General features: G+C 60.1%; 23 protein-coding genes. 5 read left to right on the top strand and 18 right to left on the bottom strand.

All coding sequences use genetic code 11. The features are described from left to right. Positions 1-31: 31 nt before the first annotated feature. Positions 32-1,591, bottom strand: a complete 1,560-nt coding sequence (locus ACYZT4_RS14965; RefSeq protein ID WP_461980827.1) for an AmpG family muropeptide MFS transporter — start codon at positions 1,589-1,591, stop codon at positions 32-34. Positions 1,592-1,634: 43 nt separating this feature from the next. Then, the gene (locus tag ACYZT4_RS14960) at positions 1,635-1,997 is read right to left on the bottom strand and encodes an MGMT family protein (RefSeq protein WP_461988690.1); all 363 of its coding nucleotides are present in this window, start codon (positions 1,995-1,997) and stop codon (positions 1,635-1,637) included. Positions 1,998-2,242: 245 nt separating this feature from the next. Here ACYZT4_RS14960 and ACYZT4_RS14955 point away from each other — a divergent pair, with 245 nt between their 5' ends. Continuing rightward, a complete protein-coding gene (locus ACYZT4_RS14955) occupies positions 2,243-3,250 on the top strand; it encodes a DUF481 domain-containing protein (protein ID WP_461980825.1) in 1,008 nt (335 codons plus the stop codon). Between the two features lie 110 nt (positions 3,251-3,360). Here the strand turns inward: ACYZT4_RS14955 and ACYZT4_RS14950 are convergent, their stop codons facing one another. Next, positions 3,361-3,570: a cold-shock protein gene (locus ACYZT4_RS14950; RefSeq protein ID WP_002554837.1), complete on the bottom strand. Its 210-nt coding sequence runs from the start codon at positions 3,568-3,570 to the stop codon at positions 3,361-3,363. A 354-nt stretch (positions 3,571-3,924) separates the two neighbouring features. Here ACYZT4_RS14950 and dcd point away from each other — a divergent pair, with 354 nt between their 5' ends. Both dcd and ACYZT4_RS14940 read left to right on the top strand, forming a co-directional pair. Next, positions 3,925-4,491 (top strand): dCTP deaminase, encoded by a 567-nt coding sequence (dcd, locus tag ACYZT4_RS14945; protein WP_461980823.1) that lies wholly within the window; start codon positions 3,925-3,927, stop codon positions 4,489-4,491. Between the two features lie 105 nt (positions 4,492-4,596). Further along, entirely contained in the window at positions 4,597-4,806 is a 210-nt protein-coding gene (locus tag ACYZT4_RS14940; protein WP_461980821.1) for a hypothetical protein, read from the top strand. 26 nt (positions 4,807-4,832) lie between these two features. On the opposite strand, the gene pdeM is transcribed toward ACYZT4_RS14940, so the two are convergent. From pdeM to ACYZT4_RS14885, 11 genes are all read right to left on the bottom strand, one after another. Continuing rightward, positions 4,833-5,489 carry a ligase-associated DNA damage response endonuclease PdeM gene (gene pdeM / locus ACYZT4_RS14935; protein ID WP_461980819.1) on the bottom strand — a complete coding sequence of 219 codons (657 nt, stop codon included), beginning with the start codon at positions 5,487-5,489 and terminating at the stop codon, positions 4,833-4,835. Then, the gene (locus ACYZT4_RS14930; protein WP_461980817.1) at positions 5,489-7,966 is read right to left on the bottom strand and encodes a ligase-associated DNA damage response DEXH box helicase; all 2,478 of its coding nucleotides are present in this window, start codon (positions 7,964-7,966) and stop codon (positions 5,489-5,491) included. The genes pdeM and ACYZT4_RS14930 overlap by 1 nt, the downstream gene beginning before the upstream one ends. 199 nt (positions 7,967-8,165) lie before the next feature. After that, on the bottom strand, positions 8,166-8,930 hold the full coding sequence (locus ACYZT4_RS14925) for an ABC transporter ATP-binding protein (RefSeq protein WP_461980815.1): 765 nt from the start codon (positions 8,928-8,930) through the stop codon (positions 8,166-8,168). Positions 8,931-8,943: 13 nt separating this feature from the next. Then, positions 8,944-10,062, bottom strand: coding sequence for a succinylglutamate desuccinylase/aspartoacylase family protein (locus tag ACYZT4_RS14920; RefSeq protein ID WP_461980813.1), 1,119 nt, complete (start codon positions 10,060-10,062; stop codon positions 8,944-8,946). A 24-nt stretch (positions 10,063-10,086) separates the two neighbouring features. Continuing rightward, positions 10,087-10,797, bottom strand: coding sequence for an ABC transporter permease (locus tag ACYZT4_RS14915; protein ID WP_461980811.1), 711 nt, complete (start codon positions 10,795-10,797; stop codon positions 10,087-10,089). Continuing rightward, on the bottom strand, positions 10,794-11,522 hold the full coding sequence (locus tag ACYZT4_RS14910) for an ABC transporter permease (RefSeq protein ID WP_461980809.1): 729 nt from the start codon (positions 11,520-11,522) through the stop codon (positions 10,794-10,796). Before ACYZT4_RS14910 ends, ACYZT4_RS14915 begins: the two co-directional genes overlap by 4 nt. A 56-nt stretch (positions 11,523-11,578) precedes the next feature. Then, positions 11,579-12,361 (bottom strand): transporter substrate-binding domain-containing protein, encoded by a 783-nt coding sequence (locus ACYZT4_RS14905; protein WP_461980807.1) that lies wholly within the window; start codon positions 12,359-12,361, stop codon positions 11,579-11,581. A 318-nt stretch (positions 12,362-12,679) separates the two neighbouring features. Continuing rightward, the gene (locus ACYZT4_RS14900) at positions 12,680-14,368 is read right to left on the bottom strand and encodes an ATP-dependent DNA ligase (RefSeq protein WP_461980805.1); all 1,689 of its coding nucleotides are present in this window, start codon (positions 14,366-14,368) and stop codon (positions 12,680-12,682) included. Beyond that, a complete protein-coding gene (locus ACYZT4_RS14895; RefSeq protein WP_461980803.1) occupies positions 14,365-15,405 on the bottom strand; it encodes a ligase-associated DNA damage response exonuclease in 1,041 nt (346 codons plus the stop codon). The genes ACYZT4_RS14900 and ACYZT4_RS14895 overlap by 4 nt, the downstream gene beginning before the upstream one ends. 200 nt (positions 15,406-15,605) lie before the next feature. Continuing rightward, on the bottom strand, positions 15,606-18,056 hold the full coding sequence (locus ACYZT4_RS14890; RefSeq protein ID WP_461980801.1) for a penicillin acylase family protein: 2,451 nt from the start codon (positions 18,054-18,056) through the stop codon (positions 15,606-15,608). Positions 18,057-18,163: 107 nt separating this feature from the next. Continuing rightward, complete coding sequence (locus ACYZT4_RS14885) at positions 18,164-18,808, bottom strand: glutathione binding-like protein (protein WP_461980799.1); 645 nt, start codon at positions 18,806-18,808, stop codon at positions 18,164-18,166. A 146-nt stretch (positions 18,809-18,954) separates the two neighbouring features. Between ACYZT4_RS14885 and ACYZT4_RS14880 the strand changes: the two genes are divergently transcribed. Continuing rightward, complete coding sequence (locus ACYZT4_RS14880) at positions 18,955-19,515, top strand: cysteine hydrolase family protein (protein ID WP_461988688.1); 561 nt, start codon at positions 18,955-18,957, stop codon at positions 19,513-19,515. A 103-nt stretch (positions 19,516-19,618) separates the two neighbouring features. Here ACYZT4_RS14880 and ACYZT4_RS14875 read toward each other — a convergent pair whose 3' ends face one another. The 4 genes from ACYZT4_RS14875 to ACYZT4_RS14860 are packed head-to-tail and all read right to left on the bottom strand — an operon-like array spanning position 19,619 to position 21,345. Beyond that, positions 19,619-19,828, bottom strand: coding sequence for an SEC-C metal-binding domain-containing protein (locus ACYZT4_RS14875; RefSeq protein ID WP_247288671.1), 210 nt, complete (start codon positions 19,826-19,828; stop codon positions 19,619-19,621). After that, the gene (locus tag ACYZT4_RS14870) at positions 19,825-20,319 is read right to left on the bottom strand and encodes an LEA/WHy family protein (protein WP_461980797.1); all 495 of its coding nucleotides are present in this window, start codon (positions 20,317-20,319) and stop codon (positions 19,825-19,827) included. The genes ACYZT4_RS14875 and ACYZT4_RS14870 overlap by 4 nt, the downstream gene beginning before the upstream one ends. A gap of 47 nt (positions 20,320-20,366) precedes the next feature. Further along, positions 20,367-20,843 (bottom strand): YchJ family protein, encoded by a 477-nt coding sequence (locus ACYZT4_RS14865; protein WP_461980795.1) that lies wholly within the window; start codon positions 20,841-20,843, stop codon positions 20,367-20,369. A gap of 4 nt (positions 20,844-20,847) precedes the next feature. Beyond that, positions 20,848-21,345 carry a DUF6231 family protein gene (locus tag ACYZT4_RS14860; RefSeq protein WP_461980793.1) on the bottom strand — a complete coding sequence of 166 codons (498 nt, stop codon included), beginning with the start codon at positions 21,343-21,345 and terminating at the stop codon, positions 20,848-20,850. A 188-nt stretch (positions 21,346-21,533) separates the two neighbouring features. Here ACYZT4_RS14860 and ACYZT4_RS14855 point away from each other — a divergent pair, with 188 nt between their 5' ends. Further along, positions 21,534-22,229, top strand: a complete 696-nt coding sequence (locus ACYZT4_RS14855; RefSeq protein WP_461980791.1) for an OmpA family protein — start codon at positions 21,534-21,536, stop codon at positions 22,227-22,229. Positions 22,230-22,313 lie beyond the last annotated feature (84 nt).

Here is a 22,313-nt window from a genome sequence, read left to right as displayed (position 1 = left end):
GCGGGAATCTCCACGCCCTGTGCGAAGCTTCCTACGATTCTTCCACGACCTGGGTCGGCGCCGGTTCAGGTTTGGTTGTCGGGCCTTCGCGGCGACTTTCCTGGAACCAGTGCAAGGCGATCAGCAGCAGTGTCGGAACCCCGAGCAGCGCGGTGATCAGGAAGAAATTGTGATAGCCGAATTTCTCTACCATGACCCCTGAGTAGCCGCCGATCAGGCGCGGCAGCAAAAGCATGATCGAGCTGAGCAGGGCGTACTGAGTGGCGGAGAACTTGAGGTTGGTCAGGCTCGACAGATAGGCGACGAACGCCGAGGTCGCCAGGCCTGAACTGAAGTTGTCCAGGGAAATGGTCAGGATCAGCATGTTCAGGTTGGCGCCCATGTCGGCGAGCATCAGGAACAGTAAATTGGTGCCCGCTGAGGTCACGCCACCGATGAACAGAATCGGCAAGATGCCGAAACGCACGATCAGCAGGCCGCCCATGCCGGCGCCCACCAGGGTCATGATCAGGCCGAAAATCTTGCTGACGCTGGCAATCTGATCCTTGGTAAAACCCTGATCGATATAAAAGACGTTGGCCATCACGCCCATCACCGTATCCGACATCCGGTACGTGGCGATCAGCCCGAGCAGCAGAAACGCTTGCCAGCGGTAACGCAGAATGAAGTCGTTGACCGGCGTCAGTACAGGCGCGAGGCCACGTCGACCGATGGCCGACAGGCACAGGGCGGTCAGCGTGGTGTAGAGAATCGCCCGCAGGAACGCGCGGTCCTGGAGCAGCAGGTCTAGCAGGCTCACGCCGTCGAACAGCACGCTGGCGAAGTCGGTGTTATAGAGCTGGGTGAACATGGCCGGCACGGAAACCAGCAGCACGATCAGCACGAACACCGAGGCCAGTTGATGCGCAAAGCTGTAGCGCCCGGCCTGCAATTGGGTGCGCAATGGCACCGGCGGTTCGCGCATGAAGAAGGAGGTCAGCAGCGCCGGGATCATCAGGCCGGCAAACAGCAGGTAAGTGCCGGCCCATGCCGAATGCTGGTAGTTGAAACCGGTAGAGCCAAAGCCCTCCGCGAAGAACAGCGCGCCGGCGGTGGCCAGTAGCGCCGCGATCCGATAGCCGGACATGTAGCTCGCAGCGAGCGCTGCCTGACGGCTGTCTTCGGCGATTTCCAGGCGATAGGCGTCGACCGCGATGTCTTGCGTCGCCGAGGAGAAGGCCACGACGACGGCGATGGCAATCAACCAGGACAGGTGTTTTTGCGGGTCGCAAAAGCCCATCCCGATCAGGCCGAGGATGACCATTGCCTGGGAAAGTACCAGCCACGACCGTCGGCGCCCGAGCTTGCCGAGCAAAGGCAGGCGCCATTGGTCGAGCAGCGGCGACCAGACCCATTTAAAGGCGTAGGCCAGACCGATCAGGCTTGCATAGCCGATGGTTTCGCGAGCCACACCGGCTTCACGCAACCAGACCGACAGTGTCGAAAACACCAGCATGTAGGGCAAGCCGGCGGCGAAACCAAGCAGCAACAGCACAAGTGTTGAGGGGCTGGCATAGGCGGCGAGCGCGGCGCGCCAGGTTTTACGGGGCATGGGCTGGAGTCTGCCTCAAGATTACGGAAACAAAGCGCGCACTCTAACCGCTGTGCTCTACCGGGCGCCAGCCATGGCGCTGAATATCAACACGATTATTCAGGACACTGATGCCTTCGCCGCGTAAACGCGCGCGCTGCTCATCTCCGGATGCGCTGCCGACGGGCAGGCTGATCCGCCCGCCGGCGCCGAGTACGCGGTGCCAGGGCAGCTTGGTGTCTACGGGCAACTGGCTCAGGGTGCGACCGACATACCGCGCGGCGCGACCCAATCCGGCCAGTTCGGCAAGTTGTCCGTAACTCACGACTTTGCCTTCGGGCACTTGCGCCAGCGTGAGGTAGAGTGCCGTGCGTCGGATTTGCGCCGGGCTGTCGGTTTCTGTATCGGCGTTGGTCACATCCGGGATCCCTGTAGGAGCGAGCCTGCTCGCGATGGTCGTTGACGATGACTCTAGCTGCCTGGCAAAACGCGCCGATCTCGAGTTTATCGCGAGCAGGCTCGCTCCTACAGTAGGCGACCGTCTGTAGGGTAAATCGCAGATGCGCATCTGAGAAATGAACTCAATAGAATTAGCCGGGTCAGTCCTTGCTAGGGTCTTATTCCTACGGATAATGCCGTCTTTTTTTCGCAAACTTGAGCCCGTATTTGCTTATGGTGTCCAGAACCCTGCTGTGCCTCGCTGTCATGAGTGCTTCCATGCCTTTGCTCGCCGATACCGTCTGGTTGAAGAACGGTGACAAGCTGAGCGGCAAGATCACGTTGTTCGATGGCGGCAAACTGTTGATTCAGACCGACTACGCCGGCGCTGTGCCGATCGACTGGAAGCAGGTCAAAACCCTGGAAAGTGACCAGGAGTTGCTCGTCAAGCAGGACGCTTACACCGGTGAAAAAGCCAAGTCGCTGCACCCAGCGGACGATGGCAAGGTGACGCTGGAAAACGGTGAAGCGCCGAAGACGGTCGAACTGGCGAGCATCCAACAGATTCTCAAGCCCAAGCCGTTGGTCGAAGATTTGGTCTGGAAAGGCAATATCGATGCGGCGCTGGATTACCAGCGGGCGGAAAAGGACACCGACGACTACGACATCGATTTCAAGACCACGGCCCGCCATGGCAGATGGCGTCACACCGCAGAAGGTGAATACAACCGCGAGTTCCAGGATGACGTGGTCACGACGGACAATTGGCGTGGCGAATACTCCCTCGACCGCTTCCTGACCGAGAAATGGTTCTGGCAGGGGCGGGCGGTCTATAAGCGCGACAAGGTTGAAGACCTGTCCCGTCAGCGCACCCTCGGTACCGGTCCGGGTTATCAGTTCTGGGATGACGAGCTTGGCGCGTTCTCGCTGGGTTCGCTGCTCAACCGCACGGACTACCAGTTCTCCGACGGCAGCAAAGAGAACTTCTATTCACTGGCGATGAAGTGGGATTACAACCGCTACTTGATCGGCAAGAAGGTGGAGTTCTTCACCAATGGCGAAGTGGGCAAGCCGTTGTCGGGCGTGGCGGATTACGCGCTGGACGCTGAAATGGGCCTGCGCTACAAGGTGACCGAGTGGGCGTCGCTTAACCTGAAGGCCGAGCGAGACATCATCAGTGGTACTGACGATGCGGATCTGGAGAAGACCCGTTACACCGCTGGATTTGGTGTGGCCTGGTAAGCCGCAAAAAAATCGCAGCCATGGGCTGCGATTTTTTTTGCCTGTAAAACACACAAGCACAAAAAAGCCCCGCTTTTAAGGGCGGGGCTTTTTACTAAAGCAAGTACAAGTTAGATAACTTGAACTTCTTCAGCTTGCATGCCTTTCTGACCGCGGGTAGCGATGAAAGAAACCTGTTGGCCTTCTTTCAGGCTTTTGAAGCCGTCGGATTGGATAGCTTTGAAGTGAACGAACAGGTCGTCACCGGATTGTGGAGTGATGAAGCCGAAGCCTTTTTCATCGTTGAACCACTTAACGGTACCGGTTTGGCGATTAGACATGGTGTAACTCCTTGAACAAAGATAACTGCGACCCAGGAAGAACCCTGGACGAGACTGAGTGCAAAGAGCAGGAAAAATTCTTGTAGATGGTTGGATCGAAATTCAACATATCGTGTAGAGATTCTCAGTGACACAAGCAGCACAGTGGCGCCACCTTAACCCTTTTTCCGGAACGTGCCAATCCTTCTTGCGAAGGTTTCTCTAATTTCGTGACTGACGGTGCTTCGTATTGCAGGCGGGCGCCGGAATTTGCGGGGGATCGGCGAGAATTGCGCCCCGGACTTTGAACCCGAAGCGCGCGCCCGGTAAGATGCCGGACAGAATTTTTCCACCTCGCTATTCAGGACACCCGCCATGAGCATCAAATCGGACAAGTGGATTCGCCGCATGGCGCAGGAACACGGCATGATCGAGCCTTTCGTCGAGCGCCAGGTTCGCGGCAGCGACCATAACCGTGTGATCTCCTACGGCGTGTCGAGCTACGGCTACGACGTTCGGTGCACCAATCATTTCAAGGTGTTCACCAACATCAATTCGGCCATCGTCGACCCGAAAAATTTTGACGCCGGCAGCTTCGTCGACATCCACAGCGACGTCTGCATCATCCCGCCGAACTCGTTCGCGCTGGCCAGCACCGTCGAATACTTCCGTATTCCGCGTAACGTATTGACCATCTGCTTGGGCAAAAGCACTTATGCCCGCTGCGGCATCATCGTCAACGTCACCCCGCTTGAGCCAGAGTGGGAGGGCCACGTGACCCTGGAATTCTCCAACACCACTAACCTGCCGGCGAAAATCTACGCCAACGAAGGCGTGGCGCAGATGCTGTTCCTTGAATCCGACGAAGAGTGCGAAGTGTCCTACAAGGACCGTGGCGGCAAGTATCAGGGCCAGCGCGGCGTGACCCTGCCACGCACCTGATCGGTCATCCGGCAGGTCACGGGAACACTTGAGCAAGAATCCACTCTATTGCGTGTACTGCCGGGTTCGCGCACAGCGAACCCGGCCTTTGCTCAGGAGTGCTCTATGAAGATCGATCCGCGAATAAGTGCCGAACTGGCAAGGCTTGAGCCCAATCAGGTTGGCGTTCTGGCCTGGTCGTTGTTGGCACATCCGCCCATCAGCATGACAGGGGGCATCCCCGGTCAGCCTGATCCCGATACCCCCAACGAACAGCCTACCGAACCTGGTGAACCGACCTTGCCGGACGAGCCGCCGCCCGCGCCGGTTGCGTGATTGTCAGGTTTTGGACGAATGGCCGGTCAACTGACTGGCCAGATTTCGTTGTCGCCGATGACGAAAATCCTGCTGTCATCGTGTCGTTCAACCTGATAACCGCCGGTAAACGCACCGAAGGCGGGTAGCAGGCTGATTCTCGCGCCAAATCTAAAGCACGCCAGCCGCAGACTCTGCCGTCCGCGACCGTGCAGCCGATAAACCGGGTGCACATGGCCTGCGAGCACATGGCGGTCCGGGTGCGGGTCAGGCTCGTGTTGCAGCGAGAAAGGTCCCAGCAACAGTGGTTCGGTTACCACGGATATGTTCAGTGAGGCGGGTGGGTCTCCGGCACGCTTGTCGTGGTTGCCGCGAATCAACGTCATGGGCAGCTCGCAGTGTCGCGCTCTCCAGTCTGCCAGCGCGCTCAGCGTCGCGGGCGCATGGGAACCGGGACCGTGGAGAAAATCTCCAAGGAAAATTAATTGCCGGCAAGGCATCGCCTCTAGCAGTCCGTCCAGCACGGCGATATTTCGAGAGGTAGTGCCTTGCGGGACCGGTTGCCCCAGCTTTCGATAGGCAGCGGCTTTGCCGAAATGCACGTCGGCGATCAGCAAGGCCTGTTGTGCCGGCCAGTAGAGGGCTTTTTCCGGCAACAGCCACAGCTCTTCGCCCGCCAGACGTATGGGATAGGGCGTGCTCATCAGGATTTTCCGGTTTCGGCAGTTTTCTCGAGGTCGGTGACCATCCGTCTGATGCGGTCGGCCAATTTCTCCGAACTCATGCTTTCGCGCATGCGTTCAACCAACAGTGGAAAGCCAAGTGGCGTTGGACGCTTGATCAGATGCAAGTCGAGTCGGAGCTCACTCAGATGCAGCAACGTCTGTTCGAGGCGACGAATGTCCAGTTCCTCCCGTAGGACTTCTTCCCCAGCCTGGGCCAGCAACAGATTCCCTGCGTCGTACTGCTTGAATACCTCGAAAAACAAACCGCTCGACGCCTGAACCTGGCGCGTACTTTTCGGCGCGCCGGGGTAGCCGGCAAACACCAGCCCGGCAATCCGTGCGATTTCCCTGAAGCGCCGGAGGGCCAGTTCGCCGGCATTGAGACTGGCGAGTACATCCCTCAGCAAATGCTCCGGACTTAACAATTCAGGGCTCATCATTTTCAACCAATTCACCGGCGTGGCGCTCAGTAACTCAAGCCCGTAATCATTGACCGCGATGGAGAACGTCAACGGCTGCTGCTGACTGACTCGCCAGGCGAGCAAACTGGCCAACCCCAGATGGACCTGCCGCCCGGCGAAGGGATAGAGAAAAAGATGCCAGCCTTCGCGGGACTTCAGCGCCTCGGCCAGCAAGGTTTCAGAGGTTGGCATTCCGGACCAGCGCTGCTGCACGTCCAGCAGCGGACGCAGCGCCTGCATTTCAGGGCCGACGAACTCGCCATGCGCCGCCGCACTGAAGCGCGTAACCACGGCTTGCGCCAGTTCGTTCGAGAGGGGCATCCGTCCGCCATTCCAGCGCGGCACCGCCGCTTTCTTCACCGTGCTACGTTTGACGTAGGCGGTCATGTTCTCCACCCGCACCAGTTCCAGGGTTCGTCCTGCAAACAGAAAACCGTCACCCGGTTTGAGTCGGGCAATAAACCCTTCCTCGACGCTGCCCAGCTGCTTGCCTCCACCGCCCTTGCTCCAGAACTTCAGCTGAATGCTCGCATCGCTGACAATCGTGCCGATGCTCATGCGATGGCGGCGAGCCAGTCGCGCATCCGGCACACGCCAGATCCCTTGTTCATCCGGTTCGACCCGGCGGTAATCCGGATAAGCCGTCAGGGACAGGCCGCCGCAGCGTACGAAAGCCAGCGCCCAGGTCCAGTCTTCCGCCGTGAGATCACGATAAGCCCAGGCGCCGCGTACTTCTTCGTACAGCTCATCCGGCACAAATCCGCCACCTAGCGCCATGCTGACCAGATGCTGAACCAACACATCCAGGGGTTTATACGGCGACTCACGGGGTTCGATCCGTCGCTGTGCGATGGCGTCTTGAGCGGCAGCGGCTTCGATCAACTCGAGGCTATGGGTCGGCACCAGCGTCACCCGCGACACGCGGCCCGGCGCATGGCCGGAACGGCCGGCCCGTTGCATCAGCCGGGCTACGCCTTTGGCCGAGCCGATTTGCAGCACCCGTTCCACTGGCAGGAAGTCCACGCCCAGGTCGAGGCTGGACGTGCAGACCACGGCTTTGAGTTGACCATCCTTGAGCGCGCGCTCGACCCAGTCGCGGGTATCACGTGACAGTGAACCGTGATGCAAGGCGATCAATCCGGCCCAGTCGGGACGCGCCTCCAACAAGGCCTGATACCAGATTTCCGATTGCGCGCGGGTGTTGGTGAACACCAGGCTGCTGGGGCTGGACTCCACCTCGGCAACGACTTGCGGCAGCATCTTCAAGCCAATATGCCCGGCCCAGGGAAAGCGGTCGGTGGCGGGCGGCAGCAAGGTGTCGACCCGCAGCTCCTTGGTGCTTTGCCCTTGCACGCTGATGCCGCCGCCCTGTGGGATTAATACTTCCTCGGCGTGGGCCTGATTACCCAGCGTCGCAGAAACGCCCCAGACGATCAGTTGAGGGTTCCATCTTCGCAAGCGGGCGAGGGCGAGTTGCAGCTGAACGCCGCGTTTGTTGCCGAGCAGTTCATGCCATTCATCGACCACGACCATGCGCAGGGTTGACAGCGCGGTGTGCGCGTCGGCACGGGCGAGCATCAGGGTCAGGCTTTCCGGGGTGGTGATCAGCGCGGTTGGCATGCGTCGACTCTGGCGCGCGCGTTCGCTGCTGCTGGTGTCGCCGGTGCGCAGGCCGACGCTCCACGGGATCTGCAAGTCGAGCAGCGGCGCTTCCAGTGCGCGGGCGGTGTCGGCGGCCAGGGCGCGCATGGGGGTTATCCACAGCACGGTCAGCGGTTGGGCCAGCGGTTTGCGTTTTTTCGGCTGTTCTACGGAGGAAACGAAGCGATTGAGCGCGGCGAACCACACGGCGTAGGTCTTACCGGCGCCGGTGCTGGCATGCAGCAAACCGGATTGCCCGTCCTTGACGGCGGCCCACACTTGCTTCTGAAAGGCGAACGGCTTCCAGCCACGAGCGGTGAACCATTTTTTTGCGTAGTCGGGGGAGGTTCCCATGCCGGCGGCGTGCGCTCTGAACGTGTTCTTTCAGAGACCGCGGCGCAATGCAAAAGGTTTAATGGCGAAACGCGTTCTTGTGTCCATTGCGGACCTTGTCGGAGGCTTGCTCGCGAAGGCAGCGTGTCAGGCAGCAACATGGTCACTGATACACCGCCTTCGCGAGCCAGCCCGCTCCCACAGGGTTACCGGGGAGGTACTACTTCAGGTTGCCGCTGAGGAATTGCTGCAAGCGCTCGCTTTTGGGGCTGCCGAGCACATCTTCCGGCTTGCCTTCTTCCTCGACCAGCCCTTGATGCAGAAACAGCACCTGGCTCGATACCTTGCGCGCAAAGCTCATTTCGTGGGTGACCATGATCATGGTCCGACCCTCTTCCGCCAGGCCCTGGATCACTCGGAGCACTTCACCCACCAGTTCCGGGTCAAGCGCCGAGGTCGGTTCGTCGAACAGCATGACTTCCGGCTCCATCGCCAGCGCACGGGCAATGGCCACCCGTTGCTGCTGGCCGCCGGACAGAAACGCCGGGTACTGGTCCGCCACGCGCGCCGCCAGGCCGACCTTGTCGAGGTAGCGACGGGCGCGGTCTTCGGCTTCTTCCTTGCTGCATCCCAGCACCCGGCGCGGGGCCATGGTGATGTTTTCCAGCACGGTCATGTGGCTCCACAGGTTGAAATGCTGGAACACCATCGCCAGGCGGGTACGGATCCGTTGCAGTTCATCGGCGTCGGCCACGTGCATGCCGTGGCGATCCTTGATCATGCGGATGTTCTGGCCGTCCAGCGTCATCGCGCCGTCGTTGGGTTGTTCGAGAAAGTTGATGCAGCGCAGAAACGTGCTTTTACCCGAGCCGCTGGCGCCAATCAGGCTGATGACGTCGCCGGTATTGGCCTTGAGTGAAACGCCTTTGAGCACATGATGATCGCCATAGCTTTTATGCAGGCCTTCGATGGTCAGTTTGTACATGGGGCATGCATCCTCAAGGCGAAAGTAGGTAGCCGCTGCGATAGGCTTCGGTGCCCGCGACGTGGGCGATCACCATGCCGGCAGTGGCCATGCGCCGCAGCGAACGGGCGTACATCAGCCCGGCAGCGGTGCAATGAACGGGGGTGACGCGATCATTGATCGGGTCGATGATTTCAGCGATCAGTTGCCCGGCCTGCAGGTATTCCCCCGGCAGCGCGGTGAACACCAGCAACCCGCCGACAGCTGTCGCCACCGGTTCAACGGCGGCCAGCGGTGTGGCGGGATACGGCAGCTCCGGCAGTGGCGCCGGTTCGCCGGCAATCGCGCCGAAGTGAATCAGGTAATCGAGCAAGGCCTGGCAATCCAGGCTGGCCAATGGGTGATTGACGTCACCCTGACCGCGCAACTCGACCGTGACCGAAAAGCTGCCCAGCGGAATGTTGAACTGCTCGCCGAAGCGTTCCTTCAACTGCCACCAAAGCAACGTGAAACATTCATCGAACGACTGACCGCCGGAATCGGTGGCCAGCAGACTGGCCTCGGCGCCGATATAACGCGCCAGCGGCTCGACCTGAGGCCAGGCCTCAGGCGTGGTGTAGAGGTGCGCCACCGCTTCGAAATCGCAATGCAGGTCCAGCACCATGTCGGCATCGCAGGCCAGTCGTTGCAGGACCAGGCGTTGCGATTGCAGTTGAGTGCTGGCGGTCTGCCGCGCCAGTGCCTGTCGCAGGCTGTTGCGGATCAGTTCCAGGTTGCGTTGCGCATTGTCGCCGAGCTGGCTTTCGATCTCGTTGCCGATTTCTTCACTCAAATCGACGAACCAGCGGTTGAAGTTCTGCCCGCTTTCGAGCTCGTAGCGGCCCAGCGGCACGTCCATCAACACTTGTTCGAGGCCGATCGGATTGGCAAGCGGCACCAGCACGATTTCGCTGCGCAGGCGGCCAGCAGCTTCGAGCTCCGCGAGGCGCTGCTTGAGGTGCCAGGCGACCAGCATGCCGGGCATTTCATCGGCGTGCAGGGACGCCTGGATGTAGATCTTGCCTTGGACCGACGTCGGCCCGAAGTGGAAGCTGTGGATCTGTCGTGCGGTCCCCGGCAGCGGGGCCAGCAGGTCATGAATCTGGTGGCGCATGTCTCTTTAATCCTAAAGCGGGTCCTAGTGGGTCGGCCCGAGGAAGGCCAGCCATCGGCGTTCGGCGAGGCGGAACAGGCCGACCAGCGCAAAGGTAACGGTCAGGTAGATCAGCGCGGCGATGCCGAACGACTGGAAGGTCAGGAAGGTCGCCGAGTTGGCGTCCCGAGCGACTTTCAGGATGTCGGGGATGGTCGCGGTGAACGCCACGGTGGTCGAGTGCAGCATCAGAATCACTTCGTTGCTGTAATAAGGCAACGAACGACGCAGGGCGGACGGCATGATCACGTAGGCATACAGCTTCCAGCCGGTCAGGCCGTAGGCCTTGGCCGCTTCGACTTCACCGTGGTTCATGCTGCGAATCGCCCCGGCGAAAATCTCCGTGGTGTATGCGCAAGTGTTCAGGGCGAACGCGAGGATGGTGCAATTCATCGCGTCGCGAAAGAACGCGTCCAGCACCGGTTGGGCGCGCACGGCGGCCAGGCTATAGATGCCGGTGTAACAAATCAGCAGCTGGATATAGAGAGGCGTACCGCGGAACAGGTAGGTGTAGAACTGCACCGGCCAGCGGACGTAAAAGTTCGGCGACACCCGGGCGATGGACAGCGGGATCGACACCAGAAAACCGATGACGATCGAAGCAGTCAGCAACCACATCGTCATGGCCAGGCCGGTGATGTTGGTGCCATCGGTATAAAGGAAGGCTTTCCAGTATTCCTGCAGAAGTTCGATCATCGTATAGCCTCCCGGGAACCGGCTGCGTAGCGGCGTTCGAGCCAGCGCAGGACGACGTTGGAGGCGCTGGTGATCAGCAGATAGATCAACGCGGCGATGACCAGGAAGTAGAACAGTTGGTAGGTGCTTTTACCGGCGTCCTGCGCGGCTTTGACCAGGTCCGCGAGACCGATGATCGACACCAGCGCGGTGGCCTTGAGCATCACCATCCAGTTGTTACCGATACCCGGCAGGGCAAACCGCATCATCTGCGGAAACACCACGATCCGGAACCGCTGGCCCCGCTTGAGGCCGTAGGCGGTAGCTGCTTCGACCTGACCCCGGGGTACCGCGAGAATCGCGCCCCGGAAGGTTTCGGTGAAATACGCGCCATAGATGAAGCCCAGGGTGATGACCCCGGCACTGAACGGGTTGATCTCGATGTATTCCCATTCCATGTAGTCGGTCAGCGACGTCAGCCAGGTTTGCAGGCTGTAGAAAATCAGCAGCATCAGCACCAGGTCGGGCACGCCGCGGATCAGCGTGGTGTAGACCTGGGCCGGCACGCGCACCAGTTTGACTTTAGACAGCTTGGCACTGGCGCCCAGCAGACCGAGCAACACGGCCACCAAGAGCGACAACACCGATAATTTGAGGGTCATCCAGGTGCCTTCCAACAGCAACGGACCGAAGCCCTTGAGGCTGAAGGCAGAGAGCCCCAGATTTTGTAAGAGGTTTTCGAACATAAATCAGCAACCTGATCGGATGAAAAAAGCGCCCATCGCGAGATGGGCGCCGGGCATTACTTGCCGCTGTACAGATTCAGATCGCCAAAGTGTTTCTTTTGAATCTCGGCGTATTTGCCATCGTCGTGTAACGCTTTGATACCTTTATCCAAAAGCGCTTTCAGCTCGGTGTTACCTTTCTTAATACCGACAGCCGTTTTGGCTGGCAGCAACGGCGCGTCAATCGGCTTGCTGACTTCGTAATCGGCACCCTGAGGCGACTTCAAAAAGCCCAGTTCGGCTTGCAGCATGTCCTGGATCGAGGCATCGAGGCGGCCGGAAGTCAAGTCAGCGTAGACCTGATCCTGGTTGGCGTAGGCCTGGGTTTTCACGCCAGCCTTGTCCAGCACGGCCTTGGCATAGGCTTCCTGGATGGTGCCTTGCTCGTAACCGACGGTTTTGCCCTTGAGCGAAGCGGTGTCTGCGGTAATGCCGGCTCCCTTCTTGAATACGAAGGAAGTAGGGCCGGAGAACAGCTCGCTGGAGAAGTCGATGACTTTTTCACGGGCTTCGGTAACGGTCATCGAAGAGATAACACCGTCGAATTTGTTGGCCTTGAGGCCCGGAATCATGCCGTCGAAATCGCTTTCGACCCATTTGCACTTGACCTTCAGCTCGGCGCAAATTGCGTTACCCAGATCGATGTCGAAACCCACCAGGCTGCCGTCGGCCGCTTTCGACTCGAACGGTGCGTAGGAAGGGTCAACGCCAAAACGCAACTCTTTGTATTCCTTGGCCAGCGCGGAACCGGCAGCCATGCACAACGCCAGTGCAGAAAGGGTCAGCAATGCTTTTTTCATTATTCAATCCCTAAGAACCAATATGAGCGCTTGTGGCGCAGAATTATTGTTACTGGAAAGCGTAAGACCTGATGAAAGTAGCAATTTCCGAACCAGAGTGCCGAACAAGCGTTTTAAAAGGCGATTCGAAAATGCGCAGGCGGGATTTATGCACGAAAATGGGCGGCGGGACATAGCTGCACCAATATTAAGCAACGATCGCGTTTTTTGTAGGAGCTGGCTTGCCGGCGAAGAGCTTGAAATCACCACGTTTTTCCCGCGTTAACGCGTCATCGTTGACGTCCACCGCTGGCAAGCCAGCGCCTACAAGGGACCGAGTTAACCCAGCAAATCCTGCAGGGTTGCGAGGTTATCCGCGTCTTCGACGGTCTTGTCCTTGCGCCACCGCAACATCCGCGGAAACCGCACCGCGATTCCGCTCTTGTGCCGTTTCGACAACGCAATGCCCTCGAATCCCAGTTCGAACACCAGGCTCGGTTTCACGCTGCTCACCGGGCCGAATTTCTCCACCGTGGTCTTGCGCACGATGCTGTCGACCTGGCGCATTTCCGCGTCGGTGAGCCCTGAATAGGCCTTGGCGAACGGCACCAGCGTGCGCTCGCTGGCATCGGGCGGGCCGTCCCACACGGCGAACGTGTAGTCGCTGTAGAGACTGGCGCGGCGGCCATGGCCGCGTTGTGCATAGATCAACACCGCGTCGACGCTGAACGGGTCGACTTTCCATTTCCACCAGACACCCATGTCCTTGGTGCGACCCACGCCATACATCGCATCCCGGGCCTTGAGCATCATGCCTTCGACGCCGAGGCTGCGGGAGGCTTCGCGTTGGCGGGCGAGGTCGAACCAGTCTTCGCCGGTCAGCACCGGCGAGGGCAGCAGCACGGGGTTGTTGCACTGCGCGATGACCTGATCCAATTGACTGCGCCGCTTCGCTTGCGGCTGGTTGCGCCAGTCCTCACCGGCCCATTCCAGCAAGTCGTAGGCAAGCACCACCACCGGCACGTCATCAAGGATTTTCTTGCCCAGGGTTTTGCGGCCGATGCGCTGTTGCAGCAAGGCGAACGGTTGCACCGAGGGCGTTGTCGGCGCCAGTGGATCAAACGCGTCCTCGGTATCCGGTGGTGCGCTTTTCCAGACCACGATTTCGCCGTCGATCACCGTGCCGTCCGGCAGGCAATGCACCAGGCTGTCGAGTTCGGGAAAACGTTCGGTGACCAGTTCTTCACCGCGGGACCAGACCCACAGTCGGCCGTCGCGCTTGACCACTTGGGCGCGGATGCCATCCCACTTCCATTCCACCTGCCATTGGCTGGCGGGTCCCAACAGGGCTTCGAACTGTTCGACCGGTTGCGACAGGGCATGGGCGAGAAAAAACGGATACGGCTGACCACCGCGCTGGGCATGCTCGTCCGAAGATTCGGCGGCGATCAGCTTGAGGTAACTGGCTGCATCCGGACGGTTCGACAGGTCGGTGTAACCCACCAGCCGCTGGGCCACACGTTTGCTGTCGAGTTGCGCCATGGCCGCCAGGGCGCGGGTCACCAGCAGCTTGGAGACGCCCACGCGGAAGCTGCCGGTGATCAGTTTGATGCACAGCATCAGGCTGTGCCGGTCCAGTTCGGACCAGAGTTTGAGCAGGCGTTCGCCCAGCACTTCCGGGGATTCGCCACGCAGGGGCAGCAGTTTGTCTTCGATCCACACCGCCAGCCCGTCGGTGGAGGTGTGCAACGCTTCCGGCAGCACCAGTGAGATGGTTTCCGCCATGTCGCCGACGGCTTGGTAACTCTCTTCGAACAACCACGGCGACAGACCGGAAAATTCGACCGCGAGCTCGCGCAGGATACGCACCGGCACCAGTTGCCGAGGCCGTCCGCCCGACAGGAAGTAAACCGCCCACGCCGCGTCTTCCGGCGCGGCTTGAGCGAAGTAATGTTGCATCGCCGCCAGTTTGGCGTTGCTCGAGGTCGTGGCGTCGAGTTCGGCGTACAGCTCGGCGAAGGCCTTCATGGCAGCACCTCGGCCTTTTCAGGTTCAGGTTCAGGAGTCGCTATGTCTTCTTCGTCGTCACCGTATTCGGTGGTGAACCCTTGGGCATCGAGGCCTTGCTCGCGCAAGTGACGCACCAGCACAGCGACGGAACCATGGGTGACCATGACGCGTTCGGCGCCGGTCTGCTCGATCGCCCAGAGCAAGCCGGGCCAGTCGGCGTGGTCGGACAGCACGAAACCGCGATCGACACCGCGCCGCCGACGGGGGCCGCGCAAGCGCATCCAGCCGCTGGCAAAGCCATCGCTGTAGTCACCGAAACGGCGCATCCAGGTGCTGCCGCCTGCCGAGGGCGGGGCCAGCACCAAGGCCTTGCGCATCATTGGGTCGCTTTTTTTAATGTCGCCGGCGTAAATCGTGGGCGGCAGGTACACGCCGCTTTCGCGATAGACCCGGTTGAGCGGCTCGACAGCGCCGTGCGCCAGAATGGGGCCGAGGCTTTCGTCAATGCCGTGGAGAATCCGTTGTGCTTTGCCGAATGAATAGCAGAACAACACGCTGGCCTTGTCTTCGGCGGCGTTGGCTTGCCACCACTGATTGATCTCGGCAAAGATTTGCGCCTGGGGTTGCCACCGATAGATCGGCAGGCCGAAAGTCGATTCAGTGATGAAGGTGTGGCAACGCACCGGTTCGAACGGGGCGCAGGTGCCATCGGGCTCGATTTTGTAATCCCCGGAGGCGACCCAGACTTCACCGCCGTATTCCAGGCGCACCTGCGCCGAACCGAGCACATGGCCGGCGGGGTGAAAGCTCAGGGTCACGCCGTGATGGCGCAACCGTTCGCCGTACGCGAGGGTTTGCAGATTGATGTCCTGTCCCAGTCGCGAGCGCAGGATACCTTCGCCGGGGGCGGCGGCCAGGTAATGCTGGTTGCCGCCACGGGCATGGTCGCCGTGGGCGTGGGTGATGACCGAGCGTTCGACCGGGCGCCACGGGTCGATGTAAAAATCGCCGGCGGGGCAGTACAAACCTTCGGGACGCGCGATAACAAGATCCATGTCGTAACCAGAATGGAGAGACTTGTTAACTATGAGGTTTGGGCGCCGCCAGAAGTTCTATCGGGATTCGCAGGCAAACGACGCCCCCTGTAGGAGCTCGCTTGCTCGCGAAAAACGTCGGTTCAACGCGTCCAACCAGACAGCGCGCGTTATCGTTGACGACCATCGCGAGCAAGCTCGCTCCTACAGGGAGAATTGCATTACTTGCCCGGTGTCAGGGTCAAGCGCTTGGTGCCGTAGACCTTGTCGAAGTTCTGCGGCTGCATCGGCAGACTCACGTATTGCCCTTTAAGCCAAGGCTCCACGCTGTCGAGGTAATTCGGGCTGGCCGGATTGCCTGACTGGCCGGTGCCGTTCTGGCCCATCAGCGGTTCGGCCTGGCCGAAGTCGACGATAAAGCGCGCCGCCGGCGCCAGCGTGGTATTGAAGTCCTGACCCCAGGCGAACGCCGCGGTGTTCAGCGTGGTGTGATCGCCACCGGCCGCGAGCGGTCCGCGCACGGTCTGGCTGCTGGCGTTCTTCCACTCGTAGCGATGCAGTTTGCCCCACTGCCAGGCGTTATGAGCGCCACCCAACTGGCTGTCGCCGGCGGTGATGGCCGCCGCGAGGCTGCGGGCGAGAATCGCCGGTTTGTCTTCTTTCTGCGGCGTGCGCGCGTCATCCCAGAACGGACTGTCTTCACGCCCCAGCAGATGATCGGCCTGGGCTGAGTAGGACAACTGACCGTTGGCGATAAAAGCTTTCCATGCCGGGCCGCTTTCCGGACCCAGTTCGTCGAGGAAGATCTGCTGGGTGCTTTCCTGCAGAAACAACTCGTAAATCGCCGCGTCGGCGGATGTTGGCGTGAGTTTGCCGTCGAACGCCATCAAGCGGGTAAACGCTTCGCGAGATTTGTCGCGTTCGGCCACTGGCAGCGCATCGATCGCCTGCTTGAGTGGCTTAGCCATCCCCGGGGCTTCAAACATTTTCTTCAGTTTGGCGGCGAAGGTGGTGGTCTGGTCGTATTGCATCGCGATCAGGCTACGCGTGTCGTGTTTGCCCGCGCCGGCCAGTTCCGCCAGGCGTTCGCCACGTTCCGGCGCCGCCCACGAGTTGGACAGTTGCATGCCGTAGCCATGGGGAATGACCCGCTGGTTGGCGGTGCCGAGCCAGCCTTGGGCCGGGTCCTGATCGTAGGGGTGCAGCATCGGGTCGGCGTAGCCGTCCCAATCGTAACGACCGTCCCAGCCCGGCGACGGCAGCAGTCCTTCGCCTTCGCGGCGATTCGGGTAACGGCCGGTGACTTGCCAGCCAATATTGCTCGCGTCGGCAAACACCAGGTTCAGCGTAATGGCGCGGATTTCCCGGCTGGCGTCGGAGGCTTTTTCGACGTTCTGCGCCCGGGACAGGTCGAAAAACGCGTCCAGCGATTTGTCATCGGTGAAGTTCGGCGTCTGCAACGCCAGGCCCAGGCCGTTATCCAGCGCGGTACCTTTGGCGCTGTTGAGCAACGGGCCGTGGCGGGTTTCGTACACCGCCTCGCGAATCGGCTGGCGACCCTTGATGAAATAGGTTTCGTTGCGAACGATCACCGGCTGCCATTTGCCGCCGACTTCGTAGGAAAGTCCGTTGCCCTGGCGTCGGATTTTTTCCAGGAACACATCCTGATTGTCACCCATGACCGACGTCATGCTCCACGCCACTTTGCCGTTGAAACCGCCCAGCACCATCGGCAAACCGGCGATGGTCACGCCGGACGCCTGATATTTTGGTGCACGAATCTGTACGTAACTGAACAGCGAAGGCACGCCCAGCGGGCCATGGCTGTCGCTGGCGAGCAGGCTTTTGCCGCTGCGGCTGCGTTGCGGGGCAATCGCCCAGTTGTTCGACGACGTGGCGCCCAGCAGATTCAGATCGGACAGTTGGCCGGTGGCTTTGCTGATCTCGGTAAGTCCCGGAATCGTCCCGTTGAGTTTGATGCCCTGAAGTTTTTCGGCTTCGCCTACCGGCAGTTTTTCATCGGGGGCGGACGGTGTCAGCCACGGCAGTTTGTCGGTGGTGACCGTTTGAGCGAGCACCAGCGAGGAAATTTCCTCGGGCAGGTTGGCCGACTGGCTGAAATTCAGCAGGCAGAAAATCAGCGCCGAGTCTTCCGGTTGCCAGTATTCAGGCTTGTAGCCGGTGGCGGCGAGGTCGGCCGGCAGCTTGTCGCGCAAGCGGAACAGGTAAGCGTTGACCCCGCGGGCATACACCTCGAAGAAGCGTTTCAGGCGCGGCGAAGACGCCTTGTACAACTCGCCGGCGCTTTTCTTCAGGTTAACGGCGCGCATATAGCGGTCAGCGTCCAGCAAGTCCGCGCCGGACATCTCCGACAAACGGCCCTGAGCCAGCAGACGCAATGTAACCATCTGCGTGATGCGATCGCTCGCGTGCACGTAACCGAGGGCGAACAGCGCGTCGTGGAAACTGCTGCTTTCGATCAACGGCATGCCCATGGCGTTACGGCGCACCGACACGTTCTGCGCCAGGCCCTTGAGCGGCTGCACGCCAGTGGTGGGCGGGAGGGTGTCCTGGGCGTTGAAGGTCTGACAACCGGTCAGGCTCAAGACACCGGCCACTGCTGCGGCAACGCCGAACCGGGGAAGAAAATGTGTAAGGGCTGGCGAGGCCATGGCAAAGCTCCTGCGGGGGTAGCGTCAGTAAAGGCGCTACGTTAGAGAGCAGGAGGAGGGCGCGCAAGCGGCGGCGGGGTTATTTCTTCGTGGGAACGATCTGCGTGTCAGGGCTTCGGCGGGTTTATTTTGGCCACCAGCGCATACGCCTTCACCGTCGCCGGCCGATTCTGGATGTGGCTGAACCAGCGCAGTACATTCGGAAAATCTTCGAGATTCTGGCTCTGCCACTTGTGGGAAACGATCCACGGGTAGATCGCCATGTCGGCAATGCTGTATTCGTCGCCGGCGACAAACTGATGGTTCGCCAGTTGCTTGTCGAGAACCCCGTAAAGGCGCGCCGTCTCATCGATGTAGCGCTTGATCGCGTAGGGGATTTTCTCCGGTGCGAACTGGCTGAAGTGATGATTTTGCCCGGCCATCGGCCCCAACCCGCCCATCTGCCAGAACAACCATTGCAGCGCCTGCTGGCGACCGCGCAGGTCTTTGGGTAGGAACTTGCCGGTCTTTTCTGCGAGGTACAGCAGAATCGCGCCGGACTCGAACAGCGGCAAAGGTTCGCCGCCGTCGGCGGGCTGATGGTCAACGATTGCGGGGATTCGGTTGTTCGGCGAGATTTTTAGAAAGTGCGGCTGGAACTGCTCTTTCTGGCCGATGTTGATCGGGTGCACGTTGTAAGGCAGACCGGCTTCTTCCAGGAAAATCGAGATCTTGTGGCCGTTGGGGGTGGTCCAGTAATACAGGTCAATCATGAAGTACTCCACATCAAGAGACGTCGTAAGGGTGGACAGCAACCGTGGAGCGTCAGGTCGTCCTGTTAGCGATCGATGGCTTGCCTATAGGAAGAGGTGATGCTGAAGTGGGTGAAATTCAATGACCTTGCGTGAGAAAAGTCAGCATGGATCTTAGGAACAACGCGGCACTGATCATCATCGATCAACAAAAAGGCATTCTGGAACCAAGGTGCGGCCGGCGAAACAATCCTCAGGCCGAGGCACGAATCCTCGATTTGCTGGGCCATTGGCGTTTAACCGGGCGACCGGTGATCCATATTCAGCACCTGTCCCGCTCACCGGATTCGGTGTTCTGGCCGGCGCAGTCGGGGGTGGAATTTCAGGAGCGGTTCCAGCCATTGGCCGGCGAGCAGTTGATTCAGAAACAGGTGCCGGATGCGTTTTGCGCGACGGGGCTGGAGGCGAAGTTGCGGGAGGCGGAGATCGAGCAGTTGGTGATTGTCGGCGTCGCGACCAACAATTCGGTGGAGTCCACAGCGCGCACGGCCGGGAATCTGGGGTTCGAGGCGTGGGTGGTGGAGGATGCGTGCTTTACCTTCGACAAGGCCGATTATTTCGGCAATGCGCATTCAGCCGAGGAAGTGCATGCGATGTCGTTGGGGAATTTGCATGGCGAATATGCGACGGTCGTGAACTCCGCGCAGATCCTGAACGCTGACCTGTAGAAGCCGGCTTGCTGGCGATCAAATCAACGCGGTGTTTCAGAGGGACCACGTTATCGTTCATCGCCAGCAAGCAGGCTCCTGCAAGGGGGATGGGGTTAGCCCATCAAGCGCCGTGGCACTTCTTGAATTTCTTGCCGTTGCCGCACGGGCAAGGGTCATTGCGGCCGACGTCTTTCAGGGCGTTGCGTACCGGTTCCTGGTGCGCATGACCGCAGTTCGGGCCGTGGACATGGCCATGGTCGTGATCATGGTGATCGTGATGGTCATGATCGTGGTCGCAGTCAGGGCCATGGACGTGGGGTTGCTGGGTCATCGGGTGTGCTCCGGAATTAAATCGGCGGGGATTATCACGCCATTACGCGCCAGGTGCACGTAGTGCGCGATGAATAAACCGGTTTCCAGTTCACCTTCCAGACGATAGGGGATCGGTTGATCGGGTTTTTTCAGCAGTTTCACCAGTTCCCGCACCTTCGGCCACAGGTTGGTGCGGATCGGCACCTTGAACACGCCGCTGCGCTTGGGGCCGATCGTAAACCAGCGTTCATGCTCGCCTTCGGCCAGCAGCATGTCACCCAGGTGAATCCGGTAATCGAGGCTGCGTACGGTCAAGTCGCTGTCGTTGGGGTTGTCGACCCGAAAGTACAGCAGGAAGCGTTGCTGCATCAGTTTGGCCTGAACCACTTCGACCTTGATCAGATGCACTTGCGGTTCCGGTTCATCGTCGCCGAACCAGGACGCGCAGCCGCCGAGCCCTAAAACCAGGAGCAGGGTGAACAGGTGTGGTGCGAGCCGACGGGTGATCATGGTTGTGTTTCTCCCTTGACCCCCAGTCTAGCCCTTCACGGAACACCTCAACTGCCGAAATACCCCGCACAACACTTCTTGAACTTCTGACCGCTCGCGCACGGGCATACGTCGTTGCGACCGGCGTTGAGCTGCACAGTGGGGTCGATGAAGTACCAGTGGCCGGCGTTCTGCACGAACGACGAACGCTCGCGGTGGCTGTGTTCGCCGGTGCCGTCGTGCCAGCGTGCGGTGAAGGTCACGAAAGCATGTTCCGGCTGACCGCCGAACACCTCGGCGCTTTCCACGTCCAGTCCGAGCCAAGTGCTCTGGGCGCTCCAGTCGCTGATGGACTGGCGATCCAGGCCCGCTTGCTGAGCGGGCAGGGTGGTCGCCACCAGATAGTCGATCAGGCCCATTACATAGGCGCTGTAGCGCGAACGCATCAACAATTCGGCGCAAGGTGCCGGGTGACCGGCATGGTAATGGCCGCAGCAGGCGTCCAGCAGTGTGCCGCTGCCGCAGGGGCAAATGGATGTGCTCATTGCATTACCACCAATATTTGCCGAAGTTTTCCGGATTGGCCCAGAACCGTGAGTTGAGCCAGTCGGGGACTTGTTTATAGTCAAGCAGATCATAGGTGAACAGAGTCAACACTTGATCGTCGCGCTGGAAGCGTTCGCTGGCTTGCAGGGCCAGGGAGAAAAAATCCGTCTCCTGCCAGCCGCTGGCCGGCAAGTCCGCAAGCACCGCAATGCGACTGGCATTGAGGTTGCGAATCCCGCCGAGCAAATTCAGACCGTCACGCTTGGGCAAGTGTTCGAGGCAGTCGACCACCAGCGCCAGGTCGAAGCGGCGCGCGGCAATGTCGGCCGGCAATGGCCCTGGCGCCGCATGCGCAACGCAGGTGTCCGGGTGTGCGAGCTTGAATGCCTCGAGCGCCGGAAACTCGCTGGCACCGATCAGCAACAGGCGCGGCGGGGCGTAACGGTCGAGCAGCGCGGCCAATGCCTGCTGCGGCGTGCGCGGAGAAATTCCTGCAATCATCAAAGATCCTCATCAGAGCGCCAAGACTAGCCTGCCCGAAGGCCCAGATATAGAGCGGCCTGACGGCTAAAGTGGCGATCACCCGTGAACACGGGACAAAACAGCAATGGCCTATTGCTGGCGGAGATTAAAACTCGGGTCTTTACTCCCTGAATCGGTTCTAAGCCGATCCCTCAGGAGAAAACTAGATGAGCATAGTTCGGACAGCATTACCCTTGGTTCTGCTAACCAGTGTGTTGACTGGTTGCGCAGGTTTGCAGAAAACCGACTGGCCGACCTGTGCGGCGGTCGGTGGTGTCGTGGGTGCGGGGCTCGGCGCAACCGAGAGCTCGGCATGGGCCGGTTACGGTGCGTTGCTGGTCGGTGGTACCGCCGCAGCCTATTGCTGGGTTCACGGTGATGGCGACGAAGACGGCGATGGCGTGCCGGACAGTCGCGACAAGTGCCCAGGCACCCCTCACGGCGTGAAAGTCGATGCCGACGGTTGCCCACCACCCGTGCCTGCGCCAGTGGTTGAAGAAGCGGTTGTAGTCAAGGAAGAAACAATCGTTATCCGCGATGTGCACTTCCAGTTCGACAAAGCCACGCTCACTCCTTCCGACAAAGACGTACTGAATAAAATCGCTACCCGACTGAAACAGGAATCCTCCACCGCACAGCTGACCGTGACCGGTCACACCGACAGCGTGGGCAGCGATGCCTACAACAAAAAACTGTCGGATCGTCGCGCGCACTCGGTGGTCGAGTACCTGATTTCCCAAGGCGTACCTCGTAGCGAATTCGTATCTGTGACGGGTGCCGGTGAAAGCCAGCCTGTTGCCGATAACAAAACCGCAGACGGTCGTGCGCAGAACCGTCGCACGGAAATCAAAATCAACCGCTGACCTCCCGCGCGCTCCGCGGCTTGTGCAGTCGCGGATGCGGGTCTTTACTCCTGTGTAACCGGCATCGGCCGGTAACACAGGAGC

The organism is Pseudomonas sp. GB2N2 (genome assembly GCF_054897705.1).
The sequence above is the reverse complement of the archived record's forward strand: the minus strand, read 5'-3'. Positions and strand labels throughout refer to the sequence as shown.

Excerpts from the sequence above, each read along its gene's own strand:
- ACYZT4_RS14965 (WP_461980827.1), bottom strand. The coding sequence starts at position 1,591 with ATGCCCCGTAAAACCTGGCGCGCCGCGCTCGCCGCCTATGCCAGCCCC.
- ACYZT4_RS14955 (WP_461980825.1), top strand. The coding sequence starts at position 2,243 with ATGGTGTCCAGAACCCTGCTGTGCCTCGCTGTCATGAGTGCTTCCATG.
- ACYZT4_RS14950 (WP_002554837.1), bottom strand. The coding sequence starts at position 3,570 with ATGTCTAATCGCCAAACCGGTACCGTTAAGTGGTTCAACGATGAAAAA.
- dcd (WP_461980823.1), top strand. The coding sequence starts at position 3,925 with ATGAGCATCAAATCGGACAAGTGGATTCGCCGCATGGCGCAGGAACAC.
- ACYZT4_RS14940 (WP_461980821.1), top strand. The coding sequence starts at position 4,597 with ATGAAGATCGATCCGCGAATAAGTGCCGAACTGGCAAGGCTTGAGCCC.
- pdeM (WP_461980819.1), bottom strand. The coding sequence starts at position 5,489 with ATGAGCACGCCCTATCCCATACGTCTGGCGGGCGAAGAGCTGTGGCTG.
- ACYZT4_RS14930 (WP_461980817.1), bottom strand. The coding sequence starts at position 7,966 with ATGGGAACCTCCCCCGACTACGCAAAAAAATGGTTCACCGCTCGTGGC.
- ACYZT4_RS14925 (WP_461980815.1), bottom strand. The coding sequence starts at position 8,930 with ATGTACAAACTGACCATCGAAGGCCTGCATAAAAGCTATGGCGATCAT.
- ACYZT4_RS14920 (WP_461980813.1), bottom strand. The coding sequence starts at position 10,062 with ATGCGCCACCAGATTCATGACCTGCTGGCCCCGCTGCCGGGGACCGCA.
- ACYZT4_RS14915 (WP_461980811.1), bottom strand. The coding sequence starts at position 10,797 with ATGATCGAACTTCTGCAGGAATACTGGAAAGCCTTCCTTTATACCGAT.
- ACYZT4_RS14910 (WP_461980809.1), bottom strand. The coding sequence starts at position 11,522 with ATGTTCGAAAACCTCTTACAAAATCTGGGGCTCTCTGCCTTCAGCCTC.
- ACYZT4_RS14905 (WP_461980807.1), bottom strand. The coding sequence starts at position 12,361 with ATGAAAAAAGCATTGCTGACCCTTTCTGCACTGGCGTTGTGCATGGCT.
- ACYZT4_RS14900 (WP_461980805.1), bottom strand. The coding sequence starts at position 14,368 with ATGAAGGCCTTCGCCGAGCTGTACGCCGAACTCGACGCCACGACCTCG.
- ACYZT4_RS14895 (WP_461980803.1), bottom strand. The coding sequence starts at position 15,405 with ATGGATCTTGTTATCGCGCGTCCCGAAGGTTTGTACTGCCCCGCCGGC.
- ACYZT4_RS14890 (WP_461980801.1), bottom strand. The coding sequence starts at position 18,056 with ATGGCCTCGCCAGCCCTTACACATTTTCTTCCCCGGTTCGGCGTTGCC.
- ACYZT4_RS14885 (WP_461980799.1), bottom strand. The coding sequence starts at position 18,808 with ATGATTGACCTGTATTACTGGACCACCCCCAACGGCCACAAGATCTCG.
- ACYZT4_RS14880 (WP_461988688.1), top strand. The coding sequence starts at position 18,955 with ATGGATCTTAGGAACAACGCGGCACTGATCATCATCGATCAACAAAAA.
- ACYZT4_RS14875 (WP_247288671.1), bottom strand. The coding sequence starts at position 19,828 with ATGACCCAGCAACCCCACGTCCATGGCCCTGACTGCGACCACGATCAT.
- ACYZT4_RS14870 (WP_461980797.1), bottom strand. The coding sequence starts at position 20,319 with ATGATCACCCGTCGGCTCGCACCACACCTGTTCACCCTGCTCCTGGTT.
- ACYZT4_RS14865 (WP_461980795.1), bottom strand. The coding sequence starts at position 20,843 with ATGAGCACATCCATTTGCCCCTGCGGCAGCGGCACACTGCTGGACGCC.
- ACYZT4_RS14860 (WP_461980793.1), bottom strand. The coding sequence starts at position 21,345 with ATGATTGCAGGAATTTCTCCGCGCACGCCGCAGCAGGCATTGGCCGCG.
- ACYZT4_RS14855 (WP_461980791.1), top strand. The coding sequence starts at position 21,534 with ATGAGCATAGTTCGGACAGCATTACCCTTGGTTCTGCTAACCAGTGTG.